13 protein-coding genes are annotated in these 17,416 nt (G+C 71.5%); 6 read left to right on the top strand and 7 right to left on the bottom strand.

The features are described from left to right. Positions 1-271 precede the first annotated feature (271 nt). Positions 272-1,735: an ICP22 family protein gene (locus ACFY36_RS47285; RefSeq protein ID WP_499752484.1), complete on the top strand. Its 1,464-nt coding sequence runs from the start codon at positions 272-274 to the stop codon at positions 1,733-1,735. Here ACFY36_RS47285 and ACFY36_RS47280 read toward each other — a convergent pair whose 3' ends face one another. Genes ACFY36_RS47280 through ACFY36_RS47270 form a run of 3 tightly spaced genes read right to left on the bottom strand, consistent with a single transcriptional unit; the run spans position 1,736 to position 6,367 of the window. Then, complete coding sequence (locus ACFY36_RS47280; RefSeq protein ID WP_499752483.1) at positions 1,736-2,947, bottom strand: hypothetical protein; 1,212 nt, start codon at positions 2,945-2,947, stop codon at positions 1,736-1,738. Positions 2,948-2,981: 34 nt separating this feature from the next. Continuing rightward, entirely contained in the window at positions 2,982-4,664 is a 1,683-nt protein-coding gene (locus tag ACFY36_RS47275) for a GTPase (protein ID WP_499752482.1), read from the bottom strand. Continuing rightward, positions 4,661-6,367: a GTPase domain-containing protein gene (locus ACFY36_RS47270; protein ID WP_499752481.1), complete on the bottom strand. Its 1,707-nt coding sequence runs from the start codon at positions 6,365-6,367 to the stop codon at positions 4,661-4,663. The genes ACFY36_RS47275 and ACFY36_RS47270 overlap by 4 nt, the downstream gene beginning before the upstream one ends. A 576-nt stretch (positions 6,368-6,943) precedes the next feature. Here ACFY36_RS47270 and dnaK point away from each other — a divergent pair. The 4 genes from dnaK to ACFY36_RS47250 all read left to right on the top strand — a co-directional run bounded on the left by dnaK (position 6,944) and on the right by ACFY36_RS47250 (position 11,192). Further along, the gene (gene dnaK, locus ACFY36_RS47265; protein WP_499752480.1) at positions 6,944-8,836 is read left to right on the top strand and encodes a molecular chaperone DnaK; all 1,893 of its coding nucleotides are present in this window, start codon (positions 6,944-6,946) and stop codon (positions 8,834-8,836) included. Continuing rightward, on the top strand, positions 8,833-9,465 hold the full coding sequence (grpE, locus tag ACFY36_RS47260; protein WP_499752479.1) for a nucleotide exchange factor GrpE: 633 nt from the start codon (positions 8,833-8,835) through the stop codon (positions 9,463-9,465). Before dnaK ends, grpE begins: the two co-directional genes overlap by 4 nt. 70 nt (positions 9,466-9,535) lie before the next feature. Beyond that, a complete protein-coding gene (gene dnaJ / locus ACFY36_RS47255) occupies positions 9,536-10,735 on the top strand; it encodes a molecular chaperone DnaJ (protein ID WP_097326930.1) in 1,200 nt (399 codons plus the stop codon). A 22-nt stretch (positions 10,736-10,757) separates the two neighbouring features. Next, entirely contained in the window at positions 10,758-11,192 is a 435-nt protein-coding gene (locus ACFY36_RS47250) for a heat shock protein transcriptional repressor HspR (protein WP_499752478.1), read from the top strand. A gap of 31 nt (positions 11,193-11,223) precedes the next feature. Here ACFY36_RS47250 and ACFY36_RS47245 read toward each other — a convergent pair whose 3' ends face one another. From ACFY36_RS47245 to ACFY36_RS47230, 4 genes are all read right to left on the bottom strand, one after another. Continuing rightward, positions 11,224-11,670: a hypothetical protein gene (locus ACFY36_RS47245; RefSeq protein WP_499752477.1), complete on the bottom strand. Its 447-nt coding sequence runs from the start codon at positions 11,668-11,670 to the stop codon at positions 11,224-11,226. A gap of 102 nt (positions 11,671-11,772) precedes the next feature. Then, on the bottom strand, positions 11,773-12,975 hold the full coding sequence (locus ACFY36_RS47240; protein ID WP_097326933.1) for a cation:proton antiporter: 1,203 nt from the start codon (positions 12,973-12,975) through the stop codon (positions 11,773-11,775). A gap of 8 nt (positions 12,976-12,983) precedes the next feature. Next, positions 12,984-13,481 carry a cation:proton antiporter regulatory subunit gene (locus ACFY36_RS47235; RefSeq protein WP_364668570.1) on the bottom strand — a complete coding sequence of 166 codons (498 nt, stop codon included), beginning with the start codon at positions 13,479-13,481 and terminating at the stop codon, positions 12,984-12,986. Positions 13,482-13,483: 2 nt separating this feature from the next. Further along, positions 13,484-14,680: a sugar efflux transporter gene (locus ACFY36_RS47230; protein WP_499752476.1), complete on the bottom strand. Its 1,197-nt coding sequence runs from the start codon at positions 14,678-14,680 to the stop codon at positions 13,484-13,486. A gap of 114 nt (positions 14,681-14,794) precedes the next feature. Between ACFY36_RS47230 and clpB the strand changes: the two genes are divergently transcribed. Further along, the gene (gene clpB / locus ACFY36_RS47225; protein ID WP_499752475.1) at positions 14,795-17,386 is read left to right on the top strand and encodes an ATP-dependent chaperone ClpB; all 2,592 of its coding nucleotides are present in this window, start codon (positions 14,795-14,797) and stop codon (positions 17,384-17,386) included. The last annotated feature ends 30 nt before the right edge of the window (positions 17,387-17,416 follow it).

Raw genomic sequence — 17,416 nt, 5'->3', positions numbered from 1 at the left:
GGTCGATCACAACTGGGAAATTCAGCCGTCACATCGGTGCCCGTATTTGTCCTATTAAGTGGTTTTCGTACGGTCACTACCGTACGAACGGGCCCTTCCCACCGCTGCCGATATGCCCATGCGTCGTTCACTCCGGTAACCGGGACGAATCAATGTTGATCATTCCAGCCTCCGGCCCGGGGGCCGCCTCGTGACACGCCCGTGACCGGCCAGTTACCCCCGGTTTGTTGCCCAGCTCGTTGCCCAGTTCGCCGCAAGGAGGAGACCGGACGTGCCGGATCAGCGCGACGACGACCTCGTGCCGCCGATGAAGGTGATGCGGAAGCGCCTCAACGGCGTCTACCGGGCCGACACCGGCTTCTCCGGTCCCACTCGCCGTTATGTGCTGATCGTGGCGCTTCTGGTGGGCCTCGCGTCGATACCGACCCTGGCCGCGATCACCGCCGGAACCAACGAGCTCAACGGCGACCGGACCGACACTATGGACGTTCCGGTGCTCCCGCCGGCACTGCCCGGCCCGGTCGCGGTGTCCCCGTCCGCCTCGGCCTCGGCCGGCCCCGCGCCCACGGGCCAGTCGCCGGCGGGCGAGTCCCCGGCTTCGAAGGGCGCCCAGCAGGCCGCCGACGCCGCGAAGAGGCTCGGCCTCCTGCTGGGCCAGGCCGGCCAGCGACAGTCGTTGGGCCAGGCCGATCGTCGGGAGCCGTTCGCGGCGTTGCCTGGGATGCCCCGCGTGCCGGGCCTTCCTTCGGTGGAGTCGCCCGGCGACCGCACGCGGGCCGGTGGCTCGTCGGCCGGTCGTCCGCGGCCGGGCGATTCCTCGGCCGGTCGCCCGCGGCCCGGCGACTCGTCGGCCGGTCGCCCGCGGCCTGGAGGCGAGCAGGCCGGCCGTCCCCCGCGCCCGGCCGGCGAGGAGGGATCCGGAGGAAACGGGCCCGAGGCGCCGGTCCGGCTGGGCGTTCCGGCCGTGCCCAACCTCCCGGCCGTGCCGGAGGAGCCGGAAGAGCCCGAGCTGGACGACCCGCCGGCCCCGCACGACCCGCCCAGGAACAACGAGCCCTCCGGCCGCGCCTGGGACGAGCCGTCGGATCACGACTCAGATGAGCCGTCGGGTCACGAGGGGAACGACCCGTCGGGCCACGACTCGGACGAGCCGTCCGGCCACGAGGGGAACGACCCGTCGGACCACGACTCAGACGAGCCCTCCGGCCGCGACTGGGACGAGCCGTCGGGCCATGATTCGGGCGAGCCCTCGGATCGCGACGGGGGTGAGCCGTCCGATGGCGGCTTGGATGGGGCCGAGCGGCCGGATGATTCCGGCGATTCTGACAAGCCGCATGTTCCGGGGCTGCCCGAAGTGCCCGCTGAGCGGCCCGCCTGCCATGAGCGCGGGCGCTGCGGGGACGCACCCTCTCACCACCGGCGGCCCGACCGCCGCTGTGAGCGCGGCGACAAGACACCCGAGAAGAAGGTCAACCGTCACCGGAGGTCAGCAGTGACCGAACGTCCGCACAACATCCGCGCGACCCGCATCCTCGAGCGCAGCTACGCCAACGGCGGCGGCTATCACGGCCGGATCCCCGAGGCCCGCACCGAGGAGAACCAGATCGCGAACCGCTCCTATCGGGGCGCTCACCGCGCCGGCAGCCTGCACCACGCCGACGACCAGACCCCCGAGCAGCGGCGCAGCTCCCGCGTCGGCCGGCACCACGCCGAGGAGCACTCCAGCAACTGGTAGTCAGTTGCCGTCCATGCGGTGGCGGTTGGCCTCGATCCAGGCGTCGATGGCGTCGGTGTCGTTCGGGTCGACACCCTCGGAGATCAGCTGGGCCACCGCCGCCGTGGCGGGGCTGCGCCGCTCGCCCGTCGCGTAGAGCCGGGCGAACTCGGGGATCATCTCCTCGACCACCTCGTCGGTCTGCGTGGCCGCCGAGCCGGGCAGGTCGCGGCGCCGGGTCGCGTACGCCGACCAGGCGCGGGCCACCCGCGGCAGCATCGCGGCGTCGTCCATGTCGAGGACCGCCCGGCGATGCACCCAGTCGAGCAGGAACAGGCCGGCCACGGCCGGGCTCCAGCGCAGCGGGTCGGGCTCGGGCAGGCTTGCCGCGTGGTCGAGGATCAGGCTGATGCAGAAGTGCAGCGAGGCCAGCTCGTCGTCCGCTGTGACGCGGTCGAGCCCGAAACGGGCCGCTTCGGGCGAGGCCAGGAAGTCGCGCACCAGGTCGTGACCGCTCGACGGTGGCAGCTCGGTCAGCGGCGGCGTGGTGGCCGTCGGCAGCAGCGCCAGGCGGGCCGCGGCCAGCGCCCGGTCGGTGGCGAGAGAACCCTCGGCCGGCAGGTTCTCCAGGCCGTCGGTGATCTCGAGGTGGCGGCTGACCTCACCGCGCAGCCGGCCCGGGTCTTCCTCGCGGAACCAGGTCAGCTCGTCCTCGGCGCACATCTGGCGCACCTGGGTGAGGATCCGCTCGGCCGACGTGCCGACGAAGATGTCCTTGGTGATGCCGATGTTGTGGTCGACCAGGGCGACCACCGCGTGCTCGGGCCCGCCGTCCTCGACGTCCTCATAGGCGTACGTGACCAGATAGGACGTCTGATCGCCGTAGACGTCGCCGTAGGCGTAGCACCCGGTGGGCCGCACCCGCCCCAGCTGCGCCGCCCACGACGGCGCCTGCGTCCCCCGCCGCACCTGGTCGGCGCCCTCGGCGTCGGGTACCAGGGCCGCGAAGACCTCACGGATCGTGGTCGCCGAGGCGGAACGCCGGCGGCCGGTGGCGGCCAGGAAGTCGGTCACGAAGGCGCGCACGGCCGCGGCCCTGTCGTCGGCCGCGACAGAGTAGACACTGCCGAGCAGGGCGGTGCCCAGCATCTCGGCGTCCAGCGCGCAGTCGAGCTTCGCTACGTCGCGGGCCGCGTGCAGGACCGCTTCGTACGGAGTCTGAGGTGCCGGCATGTCGCGAGCGTACCCGTGACCGGGGCCACACGCTTTACTCCGAACGCACCGCGGTGAGAGCTTCACGCGCCTGTGCGTACGCGTTGAGCACCTCACGGACCGGCGCCACCACATACTCCCGGGCGACCTCGGTGATCGACTGGCGGAGTCGCTGCTCGGCCTTCTTCCGGGCGCGCCGCGATCCCCACTCGACGATCGGCTTGAGCACCAGCCACAGCAGAACGCCGGCCAGCAGCCCGCCGAGCAGCAGAACCGTCGGCATCGGAACCGCTCCGAGCTGCGGATTGTTCAGTTCGGGCAGACCGAGCACGCGTACGCCGTAGCCGGCCAACAGCCAGCCCAGGCCCACGATGGCCGCGCCGACCAGCAGCAGTTGCAGCGCGCCGACGGCGCGCCACCACAGCGGGGTCTTCTCCATCCCGAGCTTGGTCTTGCCGACCGCGCGGTCGAGCGCGTCGGGCAGGTCGGCCGCGCGGGAGCGGGCGGCGTTGTTCAGCGCCGGCGTCCACACTTCGGGCAGCGGGGCGGCGGCCCGGGTGGCGACCGCGCGCACCGAGAGGCCCACCGCGGACTTCTGGGCCGCGTCCGCCTCGGGCAGCGACGTGCGGGGCACGATGTCGGTGGAGACCGCGTCGGGCTCGGCCTCGGCGCCGATGTGGAGCCTCTTGAGCGGGTCGGGCCGCAGCTTGCGCAGCCCGCGGACGAGGGGCCAGCCGGTGGCCGCGGCGGCGCGATGCCGATAGGCGGCGGCCGCGGCGTCGGCCGCCGCGCCCACGCCGGCCGAGGCCGCGAGCGACTCGGTGAGCTGGCGGACGGTGGCCCGGTCGACCTCGTCCTCGGCCGCCGGCGGCCCGATCATCGCCATCAGCGGTTGGCTGACCGCGTCGACGTCGGCCGCGACCCGGCGCAGCGCGGCCTGCTTGCTGGCGACTGTGGTCTCCAGGGCCGCGCGCAGGTCGGACAGCATGCCGGGCTGCTTGGCCGAGGTGGCCAGCACCGGCGCCCCGCCGAGGCCGTCGTCGTCGAGCAGCCGCTTGAGGTCGGTCAGCACCAGCTCGGTGTCCTGGGTGGACAGCCGGTCGGCCTGGTTGAGCACGACGACCGTCACGTCCGCGTGGGAGCGGAACTGGGAGAGGTAGGCCTGGTGGAGGATGCGGTCGCCGTATTTCTGCGGATCGACCACCCAGACGATCTGGTCGACCAGGCCGAGCAGCCGGTCGACCTCGAGCCGGTGCCCGCGCTCGACCGAGTCGAAGTCGGGCAGGTCGAGCAGGACCAGGCCGCGCAGGGCGGCCTCGTCGTCGCCGTCGAGGGCGCTTTCGCGGATGAAGCGGTGCCGCGGCAGCACGCCGACCCAGTCGAGGAGCCGGTTGGCCGGCTCGAGCGGCCCCCACACGCAGGCGTGGGCGACGCCGGTGGTCGGCCGGCGCACGCCGACCGGCGACAGCTTGAGCCGGGCCAGCGCGTTGAACAGGCTCGACTTGCCGCTGCCGGTGCTGCCGGCCAGGGCCACCACGGTGTGGTCGCGGGAGAGCGACAGCCGGTTGCCGGCCCGCTCGATCAGGGTGTGCGCCGCGACCAGCTCGCTGTCGGGCAGGTAGGGGTCGACCAGCCGCACGAAGCGGCCCAGCGCCTCGAGCCGCTGGACCAGCCGGTCGGGGTCGACCCGGCCGTCGTCCATGCTGTGTGCGCCTCGCACCTTCTCCACCAGGCTCATGACGCGCTCCCGGTCAACGCGAGCTCCTTACGGGCATCCTCCACCTCGGCGGCCGCCGAGCGAAGCTCCGCGCCCGGTTCGGAGGACAGCCCGGCCTCGGTGAGCCGGTCGCTGAAGCGGGCCGCCTCCTGGTCGAGCAGCTCACCGACGCGGATCATCAGGTCTTCACGGGCCTGCGTGGCGAGCGTACGGATGGCCTGGTCACCGAAGATCGCCTCGAGCACCTTCTGCGCGGCCACCGTGGTGGCGGCGCCGCTGGCCAGCTCGAGCCCGGTGGGAATGAAGGCGGTGGTGGTGAAGACTGCGATCATCACGGCCAGGCCGGCGCCGTTAACCGCGTACGCCGCGCCGCGCGCGACCACCCTCTTCTCCGCGCCCTCGGTGCGGACCAGGCCGAGCACCCACTCCTGCCAGTCGCGGACCAGCCGCTCGGCCCTCTCGGGCAGGTCGGCCGACGTGCGCTGGAGGCCGGGCTCGAGCAGGGCGGCACCGGCCGGATGGGCCTGCCAGGCCGCGTACGCCTGCTCGGCGGCGTCGGCCGCGATCCCCCGCAGCAGGGTGACCAGCTGGGACTCGAGCGCGGCCTGGAGGTTGCGCCCGGGCAGCGGGCGGCCGGTGAGCGCCGAGACGAGCTTGTCGCGCAGCTGCCCGACCTTGTTCTCGAGCGTCTTGAGGAACTCGCCGGTGCCGACGAACTCCTGCCAGCGGGCCAGCACCTCGCCGCGCAGCAGCCGGCCGTCGCGCAGGCCGTCGGCCATCGTCTGCCGGGCGTTGCGATAGGCCGCGTCGACCCGGTCGTTGAGCGCCTTGGCCGCCCGGGTCTGCTCCTCGGCCGCCTCGGCCAGGCCCTCGACGGCCGGGCCGAGCGCGGTCAGCGCGCCGTCCAGCGTCTGGCGCACCACCGCGCCGCGGGCGTTGGCGTCGGCCGCGAGCTGGCCGAACCAGTCGTGCAGAGGCCTGATCACGTCTTCGGGGATCAGGCCCTGGCCGTCGAGCCTCGTCTCGGGCAGCACGAAGAGCGGGGCGCCGCCCAGGTCGCGTACGGACAGCATGTCGCTCAGATGTGTGGCGACCTCGCCGGCTGCCTCGGGCGGCACCCGGTCGAGGACCAGGGCGATCACCGTGCCGCGCAGGCGGGCGGTGGTCAGCAGTTCCCAGGGCACGGCGTCGGCGTAGCGCGCGGCCGTGGTGACGAACAGCCACAGGTCGGCCGCCGCCAGCAGCTGCGCGGCGAGCTTGCGGTTGAGGTCGACGACCGAGTCGATGTCGGGGGCGTCGAGGAAGGCCAGGCCGGCGCCGAGGCCGGGGGCCGAGACGAGCTGGAGGGTGCGCGCGTCGGTGCTCGACTCGCGGGTGCGCACCAGGCCGGGGAGCAGCTGGCCCTGCTGGAACCAGGGCTGGTCGCCGGGGTTGCTCACGAGCACCGGGGAGCGGGTGGTCGGCCGCAGCACGCCGGCCGCGCTGACCGGGGCCCGGACGATGCTGTTGACCAGCGTCGACTTGCCGGCGCCGGTGGAGCCGCCGACGACCACCAGCAGCGGCGCGTCGAGCCGGGTGAGCCGGGGGAGCAAATAGTCGTCGAGCTGGGCCACGAGGGCCGCGCCGACCCGCTTCGCGTCGTCGGCCGACGGCATGATCAGGGGGTACGCGGCGGCGCCGATCGCGGCCCGCAACCGGCCCAGGGCCTTCGCGAGCTTCGCCACGGCCGGCGGCAGCTCGGCGGCCGGCGGTTCGTCGGCCGCGGGAGACGTCGGGGCCGCGGGAGACGCTGGGGCCGCGGGAGACGTCGGGGCCGCAGGAGACGTTGGGGCCTCAGGAGACGTCGAGGCCGCGGCAGACGCCGGTGCCGCGGGAGGCGCCGGGTCCTCGGCGGGTTCCGGATGTGGCTGACGGGACACGACGGCTTCCGTACGATCAGAGTGGTCCGCGGCATCGGCGGAAACTGCGTTGGCCTGGTCGACTGCGCTGGCCTGCGCGTCTGTCGCCGAGCTCGAGGATGGGAGCGTGGCGCCGGGCACGGCGGACAGGGCCGACGGACCGACCGCCTCACCGTGCGTCGTCACGGGTAAAGAGTGCCCGATCTATGCAGACAGAACAACAGGTACCGGTATGCCGTGACCGGACAGGTATCTACCGAAGTGCTGGAGCGGCTGTGGCAGCATCGTACTTGCGCCCCTCAGACTCAACTTCGATTTGACGTTGGGCGCGCCCGTGGCATCATTGAGTCGGTTCCACTCAACTTGTAAACGAACCGAGCTCTGTAAGAAGCGAGGAACACCATGGCACGTGCGGTCGGCATCGACCTCGGCACCACGAACTCCTGCGTCAGCGTTCTGGAAGGAGGCGAGCCCACCGTCATCGCCAACGCGGAGGGCTCCCGGACGACCCCGTCCATCGTCGCCTTCGCCCGCAACGGCGAGGTGCTCGTGGGTGAGGTCGCCAAGCGCCAGGCGGTGACCAACCCCGACCGGACCATCCGTTCGGTCAAGCGGGAGGTCGGCACCAACTGGTCGATCGACATCGACGGCAAGAAGTACACCCCGCAGGAGATCTCGGCGCGGGTCCTGATGAAGCTGAAGCGCGACTCCGAGGCGTACCTCGGTGAGACGGTCACCGACGCGGTCATCACCGTGCCGGCCTACTTCAACGACGCGCAGCGCCAGGCCACCAAGGAGGCGGGCGAGATCGCCGGCCTCAACGTCCTGCGGATCGTCAACGAGCCCACCGCCGCCGCTCTGGCGTACGGGCTCGACAAGGGCTCCAAGGAGCAGACCGTCCTGGTCTTCGACCTCGGCGGCGGCACCTTCGACGTCTCCCTGCTCGAGCTGGGCGACGGCGTCATCGAGGTGAAGTCGACCTCCGGTGACAACCACCTGGGCGGCGACGACTGGGACCAGCGGATCATCGACCACCTGGTCAAGACGTTCCGCGGTGAGCACGGCATCGACCTCGGCTCGGACAAGATGGCCCTCCAGCGTCTGCGCGAGGCCGCCGAGAAGGCGAAGATCGAGCTGTCCGCCGCCACCACCACCAGCATCAACCTGCCGTACATCACGGCCGGCCCCGACGGTCCGCTCCACCTGGACATGTCGCTGTCGCGTTCCGAGTTCCAGCGCATGACGCAGGACCTGCTCGACCGCTGCAAGGGCCCGTTCGAGTCGGCCATCAAGGACGCCGACGTCAAGCTCTCCGACATCGACCACGTCATCCTGGTCGGCGGCTCCACCCGCATGCCGGCCGTGGCCGAGCTGGTCAAGAGCATGACCGGCAAGGACCCCAACAAGGGCGTCAACCCGGACGAGGTCGTCGCCGTCGGCGCCGCCCTCCAGGCCGGTGTGCTCAAGGGCGAGGTCAAGGACGTCCTGCTGCTCGATGTCACCCCGCTCTCGCTGGGCATCGAGACCAAGGGCGGCATCATGCACAAGCTGGTGGAGCGCAACACCACCATCCCGGCGCACCGCTCCGAGGTCTACACGACGGCCGAGGACAACCAGCCGTCCGTGCTGATCCAGGTCTTCCAGGGCGAGCGCGAGATGGCCGCGTACAACAAGAAGCTCGGCACCTTCGAGCTCAGCGGCATCGCGCCGGCTCCGCGTGGCGTACCGCAGATCGAGGTCTCCTTCGACATCGACGCGAACGGCATCGTGCACGTGTCCGCCAAGGACCTGGGCACGGGCAAGGAGCAGAAGATGACGATCACCGGCGGCTCCGCGCTGCCGAAGGACGACATCGAGCGGATGATGCGCGACGCTCAGGACCACGCGGACGACGACAAGAAGCGCCGCGAGGACGCCGAGGCCCGCAACCTGGCCGAGCAGCTCCAGTGGCAGACCGAGAAGTTCCTGGCCGAGAGCGGCGACAAGCTGCCCGAGGACAGCAAGACCAAGATCGGCGAGGCGCTGGGCGAGCTCCGCGGCGCGCTGGGCGGCACCGACATCGAGAAGATCAAGGCCGCTCACGAGCGTCTCTCGCAGGTCTCCCAGGAGGCCGGCTCGGCGCTCTACTCGCAGGGTGACGCCGCTCAGGCCGCCGCCGGCGCCGGCGCCGCGGGCGACCCGCAGGGCGCCCCGGGTGCCGCTCCGGGTGGCGCCACGACCGGTTCGGCCGGCCCCTCCGCGGGCGGCGCCGACGACGTCGTGGACGCCGAGATCGTGGAGGACGACAAGAAGTGACTGGCACGGACGACGAGAACGACGGTCAGGCGACCGAGCGGGTCGTCATCCGGGACCGCCGCAAGATCGATCCGAAGGGCGACAAATCGGCGAAGGGCTCGGCCTCGGTCGGCGCCCACCGCGCCGACGACGCCGAGGTGACTCCGGAGCCGGCGGCCGCGGCCGCCGAGCCGGAGGAGACCAAGCCCGGTCTCGGCGCCGAGCTGGAGGCCCTGCGGAACGACCTGGAGGAGCGGACCCACGACCTGCAGCGCGTGACCGCGGAGTACGCCAACTACCGCAAGCGGGTCGACCGCGACCGGGGCGCGGCGGCCGAGCAGACCACCGGCACGGTGCTGACGGCTCTGCTGCCGGTGCTGGACGACATCGACCGGGCCCGTGAACACGGCGACCTGGTCGGCCCGTTCGCCTCGGTGGCCGAGTCGCTGATCGCGGTGACCGGCAAGCTCGGTCTGGCGCCGTTCGGCGAGAAGGGCGACTCGTTCGACCCCAACCGTCACGAGGCGGTCGCGCACCTGACGTCTCCGGACGTCACGGAGCCGACCTGTGTCGAGGTCATGCGCCGGGGCTACACGCTCGGCGAGCGGCTGCTGCGGCCGGCTCTGGTCGCGGTGGCCGACCCGGAGTGATCTCTCAGATGTTCGTCCCGCCCACCGCGCCGCGGTGGGCGGGACCTGCCCGTAGGAGGGGGGAGGCGGGATGAGCTCGAAGGACTGGCTCGAAAAGGACTTCTATGCCGTTCTCGGCGTGCCCAAGTCCGCTCCGACCGACGAGATCAAGAAGGCCTACCGGAAGCTCGCCCGGGACCTGCATCCCGACCGCAACCCCGGTAACAAGGAGGCGGAGGAGAAGTTCAAGGCCGCTTCCGAGGCGTACGACGTGCTCTCGGACGACAAGAAGCGCAAAGAGTACGACGAGATGCGCTCGCTGTTCGGCTCCGGCGCCTTCCGCCGGGGCGCCCGTTCCGGCGGCGGCGGTCAGTTCGACCCGTCCGACCTGTTCGGCGGGTTCAGCAACGCGGGCGCGGCCGGTGGCGGCGCCGCGGGTGACCGCCGGTTCGGCGGCGCCGGCTTCTCGGACATATTCAGCTCGATATTCTCGGGCGGTGGGCCTGGTGGTGGCGCCGCCCGACGAGGGCCGCGACGCGGCCGTGATGTCGAGACCGAGGTGACGCTCGAGTTCGCCCAGGCGGTCCGCGGCACGACGTTGCCGTTGACGCTGCGCTCGGCGGGCGAGTGCGACACCTGTCATGGCAGCGGGGCCAAGCCGGGCACGTCACCGCGGACCTGTCCGCAGTGCGCGGGCAGCGGCCTGATCTCGCGCAACCAGGGATCGTTCAGCTTCTCCGAGCCGTGCCGCGAGTGTCAGGGCGCGGGCACGATCGTCGACGAGAAGTGCCCGGAGTGCCGGGGCACGGGCGGGGTCACCAAGGCCCGCACGATAAACGTCCGCTTTCCCGCGGGCGTGGCCGACGGCCAGCGCATCCGGCTCAGCGGCCGGGGCGAGCCGGGCGATCGGGGCGGACCTGCGGGCGATCTCTACGTGCAGGTCCAGGTGCGGCCGGACGAGATCTTCGGCCGTACGGGTGACGACCTCACGCTGTCGGTGCCGATCAGCATCGCCGAGGCGGTTCTGGGCACCGATCTGCGAGTGCCGACTCTGGACGGACCCGTCACCATGAGGGTGCCGCCCGGCACGCCGAGCGGCCGGAAGCTGAGGGCGCGGGGCAAGGGCGTGGCCCGCAAGAGCGGACCGCCGGGCGACCTCATCGTCACCGTCGATGTGCAGGTGCCGAGCGAGGTGACCGGGGAAGCCCGGGACGCGCTCGAGCGCTTCGCCAAGCTGACCCCGCCCGCCGGGCGGGAGCGGCTCGAGGCCCGGGTTCGCCGGGGCAGCTAGGACCCGTTGTAGGAGGTGGCACATGCATGAGGAGATCAGCATCTCGGTCGAGCAGTCCTCCGACGCGAAGGTTCTGATCATCTCGGTCGCGGCTCGACTGGCCGGGATGCACCCGCAGACGCTGCGACAGTACGACCGGCTCGGCCTGGTGCAGCCGGGCCGGGCCGGCGGCGGCGGTCGCCGATACAGCGAGCGGGACGTCGCGTTGCTGCGTGAGGTGCAGAGGCTCAGCCAGGAGGACGGCGTCAACCTGGCCGGCGTGAAGCGGATCATCGGGCTCGAGCAGCTCGTCGGCGACCTGCAACAGCGGGTGCAGGAGTTGGAGCAGGAGCTCACCGCGGCGTACGACCGGATCGCCCAGATGGAGAGCCCGTACGGCCGTCGCGACCTGGTCCGCCAGGAGCGACCTTCGACGGCTCTGGTGGTCTGGCGCCCGCGCCGGGCGCCCGACAGGTAAGTGACGAGGCGGCCCCGGCCGCCTCGTTTTTCTATCGGCGGTGGTAGAGACCCAGACGCCGGGGCTGGCGGACCAGGCCGCCCTCGATCCAGTCGGAGTAGTCGAAGATCTCGGGCCGGCTCATCAGCACGCGGCAGTTGTGGGCCCACGTCTGCATCGGCTCGTCGCCGATCTCGTCGGCCCGCTCGATGAACTTCTTGAGGCGGCGTTTGCGCTGGCCGGTGGCGTTCTGCCGGACGCCGTCGGCGGCGTAGATGTACATGCAGTGCTGGGCGAAGCGCCGGGCCGGGCACTGCCTGTCCATGGCCAGCTCGAACAGGACCGGTGCGAGCACGTCGCCGGAGATGAGCAGGTCCCAGTCGGGCGGCATGGCGTCCAGGGGCACGGCGTCAGGATGGTATGCCCACGCCTGAAGCTCCTCCGGCCGAGGATCGACCGGATTGGCGAATCCGAAGAAAGTCGACTCACGCACTGTCACGCCGCCGCCTGCCAGAAAGTCCCGATAACACGTAGTTGTCGGAGCGGAACGGTAGCGCGCCAGCGATGTCCTACGGAAGTGTCACGGCGTCACAATCGGATACTAGTCAGTAGCTTTGAGCACCGGGGCCTGCTGAGGGTGCATACGGCGCCGGACAAAATTCTTGAACCACTGATAATCGGGCAGGCGCGCGAGAAGCGGCCCGGTGACCACCGTGATCAATACGTAGGCGGTCGCGAGCGGCGCCAGCCGAGGTTCGACGCCCGAGGCCACGGCCAGGCCGGCGATGACGATCGAGAATTCGCCGCGCGGCATCAGGGCCAGGCCGGCCCGCAGCCGGCCGGGCAGGGCGATGCCCACCCGCCGGGCCGCCAGATAGCCGGTGACCACCTTGGTCGCCATGGTCAGCACGGCCAGGCCGAGCGCCGGCAGCAGCACCGGCGGGATCTCGGCCGGGTCGGTGGAGAGCCCGAAGAAGACGAAGAAGACCGCCGCGAACAGATCGCGCAGCGGCGACAGCATCTGCGTCGCGTGGTGGGCGACCGGGCCGGAGATCGCGATGCCGACCAGGAACGCGCCGACCGCCGACGAGACCTTCAGCTCCTCGGCCACGCCGGCCACGAACAGGGTCAGGCCGAGCACGCCGAGCAGCAGCGCCTCGGCGTCCTGGGCCGAGATCAGGGTGCTGATCTGCTTGCCGTACCGGATGGCCACGACCAGGACCGCGACCACCGTGACGACCGCGACGCCGAGCGCCTTGGCCCCGCCGATCAGGCCGACGCCGGCCAGCACGGCCGTGACCAGGGGCAGGTAGAAGGCCATGGCGAGGTCCTCGATGACCAGCACCGAGAGGATCACCGGGGTCTCGCGGTTACCGAGCCGGCCCAGATCGCCCAGCACCTTGGCGATCACGCCCGAGGACGAGACCCAGGTGATGCCCGCGAGCACCAGCGCGGCCCGCCAGTCCCAGCCCATGAGCAGGGCGAAGCCGGCGCCGGGCAGGGCGTTGAGCAGCGCGTCGATCACGCCGGCGGGCGCGGCCGCGCGGAGGTTGCCGACCAGCTCGCCCGCCGAATATTCCAGGCCCAGCATGACCAGCAGCAGGATGACGCCGATGGCCGCGCCGACCTCGATGAACTCCTCGCTCGCGGAGAGCGGCACCAGGCCGCCGTGCCCGAAGGCGAGACCGGCCAGCAGGTAGAGCGGGATCGGCGACAGGCCGATCCGGCGGCCCAGCCGGCCGAGCATCCCGAGCGCGAAGAGGAGCGCTCCTACCTCGATGAGCAGGATCGTGGTGTCGTGCACGCCCTCGCCTAGCCGTCGTCGTCGCCGGCCAGGATGGCGGTGACGCCGTCCAGGCCCTCGCGGGTGCCGACGGTCACGACCACGTCGTTGGGCTCGAAGACGAACGACGGGCCCGGTGAGGCGATCACCTCGCGGTCACGCATGACCGCGACGATGGAGGCACCGGTGCGGGTGCGGGCGCGGGTGTCACCCAGCTTGCGGCCGACGAACGGCGAGCCGGCGCCCAGCCCGATCTGCTCGGTGAGCAGGCCGGCCGCCTGTTGGCGCAGGCCGGCGAGCTGGCCCAGCATGAGGGAGGCGCCGAGCACGTCGGCCAGGGCCTCGGCCTCGTCGTCGGTCAGCGGGATCGAGGCCAGGCACGCGTCGGGATCGTCGACGTCGTAGAGCACCAGGTCGCGCCGGCCGTTGCGATGCGACACCACGCCGACCGTCCGCCCCGAGGACGTCACGAGGTCGTGTCGGACGCCTATACCCGGCAGAGGAGTCTGTTCCACCCGTACGCGCACGATCACAACGTTAACAGCGTGTCCGCCTCCTGCTTCGGTGTGACGACGGCACGCCGCGCGCTGATCAACAGGACCAGGCCGACGGCGCAAAGAACGAGGTTCATGGCGTACGCCAGACGGAAGCCGTACGCCTGGGCCAGGCCGAACGCCGGAGCCGCGAGGATCTGGCCGGTCGTGAAGGTGTTGGTGATCATCGTGGTGGCGCGGCCCGGATGGCCCGGCATGAGGTCCTGCATGTACGAGATGCCGAGCCCGCTGATCGCCGCGATGGCGGCCGCGTTGAGCGGCTGGGCCGCCGCCAGCACCCAGATCGAGCCCGCGCTGGCCGCCACCGCGTGATACGCGATCGCACAGCACACGCCGATCAGGATCAGCGTCCGCGACGCCACCCGGGTGGTGAGCACGCCGAAGCCCAGCATCAGCGGGATCTCCAGGGCCGCGCAGAGGCCGAGGATCAGGCCGGCCGAGCGGATCGAGCCGCCCAGGTCGGTGCTGACGTAGAGCGGCATCGCCTGCACGGCGAGCGTGCCCGCGGTCTGCACGACGGTGAAGCCGGCGACGATCAGGAAGAGCGTGGACCGCGGCGGTACCGGGGCGATCGCGTCCGGCAGATCCTCGGCGCCGCCGGTGGCCGGCTTGCGCACCTCGGGCAGCCAGCGGATCACGATCAGGGCGGTGATCGCGTACATGATCGCGGCGAGCCCGTATGTCCAGCCGAAGCCGTGCCCGGCCAGCACGAGCGCGGCCAGCGGCGGACCGCCGACCCAGGCCACCGAGAACAGCGTGCGCAGCGTGCTGATGCCGAGGGCCGCCTTCTTCGGATCGCCGGTTTGGAGCACCTGACGGGCGTACGCGAAGGATTGTGGAAAGAGCGTCCCGGCCAGAGCCGTGAGAGTCACGGTGAGCGCGAGCAGAAGCCAGTAGTCGCGGACGAAGGCGGTGAGCGCCGTGCCGGCCAGGCCGGCGAGCGCGGCGATGATGAGCAGCTTGCGGCGGATCGGGCGGCGGTCCGAGACCCGGCCGATCAGCCAGGACACGAGAACGCCGGCGACCGGAGCGGCGATCAGGAAGGCCGTGGTCCGGATCGGGCCCGCGTGCACGGCGTCGCTGAGGAACAGGGCCAGGTAGGGCCCGACGAACGAGGTCGAGATGCCGACCGCTACGAAGATGAGAGCGAGCGGGAGCAGGCGTTTCGACACGTTGTTTAACGTTACAACGAGTGGTCGGAGGATCTGGCGGAGTCGTGGTGACGATCACTTGCGGCGCGCGCTAGAGTTGAGTGGCTCACGCTCAAGTTTCTTTCTGGGGAGCACATGAACGCCGAACGCCTCACCACCAAGAGCCGCGATGTCATCACGGGGGCGGTCGCCGACGCCGGACGGCGCGGTCACGCCACCGTCGAGCCGTGGCACATGCTGCTTTCTCTTCTCGACACCGGCGGCTCGACCGCGCCGGTTCTCTTGCGCGCGGTCGGGGCCAACCCCGCAGATGTACGCCGGGTGGCGGCCCGCGCCCTGGAGCAGCTTCCGTCCGCCCGCGGCGCCAGCACGGCCGAGCCCAGCCTGTCGCGTGAGTTCGTCAACGCGATCGGCGAGGCCGAGCTGATCGCCCAGCCGCTGGGCGACGAATACGTGTCGACCGAGCACCTGCTGGCCGGCCTGGCCCGCGTGGGCGGCTCCGTCGGCCGCGCCCTCAAGGACGTCGGCGCCACCGAGGAGGCCCTGGTCGCCGCGTTCCCGCAGGTACGCGGGGGCGACCGGCGGGTGACCAACAACGATCCCGAGTCCACGTACAAGGCGCTGGAGAAATACAGCGTCGACCTGACCGCGCAGGCCCGCGAGGGCCGCATCGACCCGGTGATCGGACGCGACGCCGAGATCCGCCGTGTCGTACAGGTGCTCTCCCGGCGTACGAAGAACAATCCCGTGCTGATCGGCGAGCCCGGCGTCGGCAAGACGGCCATCGTCGAGGGCCTGGCCCAGCGCATCGTGGCCGGCGACGTGCCCGAGACGCTGCGCGACAAGAAGCTGGTCTCGCTCGACCTCGGCGCGATGGTGGCCGGCGCGCAATATCGCGGCCAGTTCGAGGAGCGGCTCAAGAGCGTCCTCGAGGAGATCCGCAACTCCAACGGCCAGGTCGTCACCTTCCTCGACGAGCTGCACACCGTGGTCGGCGCCGGCAAGGGCGAGGGCTCGATGGACGCCGGCAACATGCTCAAGCCGATGCTGGCCCGCGGCGAGCTGCGCATGGTCGGCGCGACCACCCTCGACGAATATCGCGAGCACATCGAGAAGGACCCGGCCCTCGAGCGGCGCTTCCAGCCCGTCGTGGTCGGTGAGCCGACCGTCGAGGACACGATCGGCATCCTGCGCGGGCTCAAGGGCCGCTACGAGGCGCACCACCGGGTGCAGATCACCGACGCGGCGCTGGTGGCCGCGGCCTCGCTGTCCGACCGCTACATCAGCGACCGGTTCCTGCCCGACAAGGCCATCGACCTGATCGACGAGGCCGCCTCCCGCCTCCGCATGGAGATCGACTCCCGCCCGGTCGAGCTCGACCAGCTCCAGCGGCAGGTCGACCGCATGCGCATCGAGAAGCTGGCCCTGGAGAAGGAGACCGACCCGGCCTCCCGTGACCGGCTCGGCCGGCTGGAGCGCGACCTGGCCGACCGCGAGGAGGAGCTGACCGCGCTGAACGCCCGGTGGGAGCGCGAGCGTGGTGGCCTCAACCGGGTCGGCGAGCTCAAGAAGCAGCTCGACGAGATCAAGGCCGAGCTCGAGCGCGCCCAGCGCGACGCCGACTGGGAGCGGGCGTCCCGCCTGCAGTACCAGGAGATCCCGGCGCTGGAGCAGGAACTCGCGAAGGCCTCCGCGGCCGACGAGCAGGAGGCCGACGCCGAGCCGCCGATGGTCAAGGAGGAGGTCGGCGCCGACGACATCGCCGAGGTGATCTCCTCGTGGACCGGCATTCCGGCCGGCCGGATGATGGAGGGCGAGACCGCCAAGCTCCTGCGCATGGAGGAGTCGCTGCGCGACAAGGTGGTCGGCCAGCAGGAGGCCGTGGCCGCGGTGGCGGGCGCGGTGCGCCGGGCCCGGGCCGGCATCGCCGACCCCGACCGCCCGACCGGCAGCTTCCTGTTCCTCGGCCCGACCGGTGTCGGCAAGACCGAGCTGGCCAAGGCCCTGGCCGGGTTCCTGTTCGACGACGAGCGGGCGATGGTCCGCATCGACATGAGCGAGTACGGCGAGAAGCACTCGGTGGCCCGGCTCGTCGGCGCCCCTCCCGGCTACGTCGGATATGAGGAGGGTGGGCAGCTCACCGAGGCGGTGCGCCGCCGCCCGTACAGCGTGGTCCTGCTCGATGAAGTGGAAAAGGCCCACCCGGACGTCTTCGACGTGCTGTTGCAGGTGCTCGACGACGGGCGGCTCACCGATGGCCAGGGCCGCACCGTCGACTTCCGCAACGCGATCCTGGTGCTGACGTCGAACCTGGGTTCGCAGACGGCCGACTTCACCATGGGTGACGAGGAGCGGCGCGACGAGGTGCTCGCGGTCGTACGGGCGCACTTCAAGCCCGAGTTCCTCAACCGGCTCGACGACATCGTGGTCTTCCACGCGCTGACCAAGGGCGACCTGGCCGCGATCGTCGACATCCAGCTCAGCCGGCTCCGGACGCGGCTGGCCGACCGGCGGCTCACGCTGGACGTGACCGCGCCCGCGGTGGAGTGGCTGGGCGAGCACGGCTACGACCCGATCTACGGCGCGCGGCCGCTGCGGCGGCTGGTGCAGTCGGCGATCGGCGACTCGCTGGCCAAGGCGCTGCTCGCGGGGGAGATCCGCGACGGCGACCGGGTCGTGGTCGACCTTGCCTCCGACAAGGACGGGCTGACCGTCGCGCGAGGCTGACGAAAAACGGCCCCGGGGTTTCCCGGGGCC

Origin of the sequence: Actinoplanes sp. NPDC000266, from assembly GCF_042899005.1 — a bacterium.
Lineage (GTDB): Bacteria > Actinomycetota > Actinomycetes > Mycobacteriales > Micromonosporaceae > Actinoplanes.
Note: the sequence above shows the minus strand (reverse complement) of the source record. Positions and strands in the feature narration are given on the sequence as shown.

Excerpts from the sequence above, each read along its gene's own strand:
- ACFY36_RS47280 (WP_499752483.1), bottom strand. The coding sequence starts at position 2,947 with ATGCCGGCACCTCAGACTCCGTACGAAGCGGTCCTGCACGCGGCCCGC.
- ACFY36_RS47275 (WP_499752482.1), bottom strand. The coding sequence starts at position 4,664 with ATGAGCCTGGTGGAGAAGGTGCGAGGCGCACACAGCATGGACGACGGC.
- dnaK (WP_499752480.1), top strand. The coding sequence starts at position 6,944 with ATGGCACGTGCGGTCGGCATCGACCTCGGCACCACGAACTCCTGCGTC.
- dnaJ (WP_097326930.1), top strand. The coding sequence starts at position 9,536 with ATGAGCTCGAAGGACTGGCTCGAAAAGGACTTCTATGCCGTTCTCGGC.
- ACFY36_RS47250 (WP_499752478.1), top strand. The coding sequence starts at position 10,758 with ATGCATGAGGAGATCAGCATCTCGGTCGAGCAGTCCTCCGACGCGAAG.
- clpB (WP_499752475.1), top strand. The coding sequence starts at position 14,795 with ATGAACGCCGAACGCCTCACCACCAAGAGCCGCGATGTCATCACGGGG.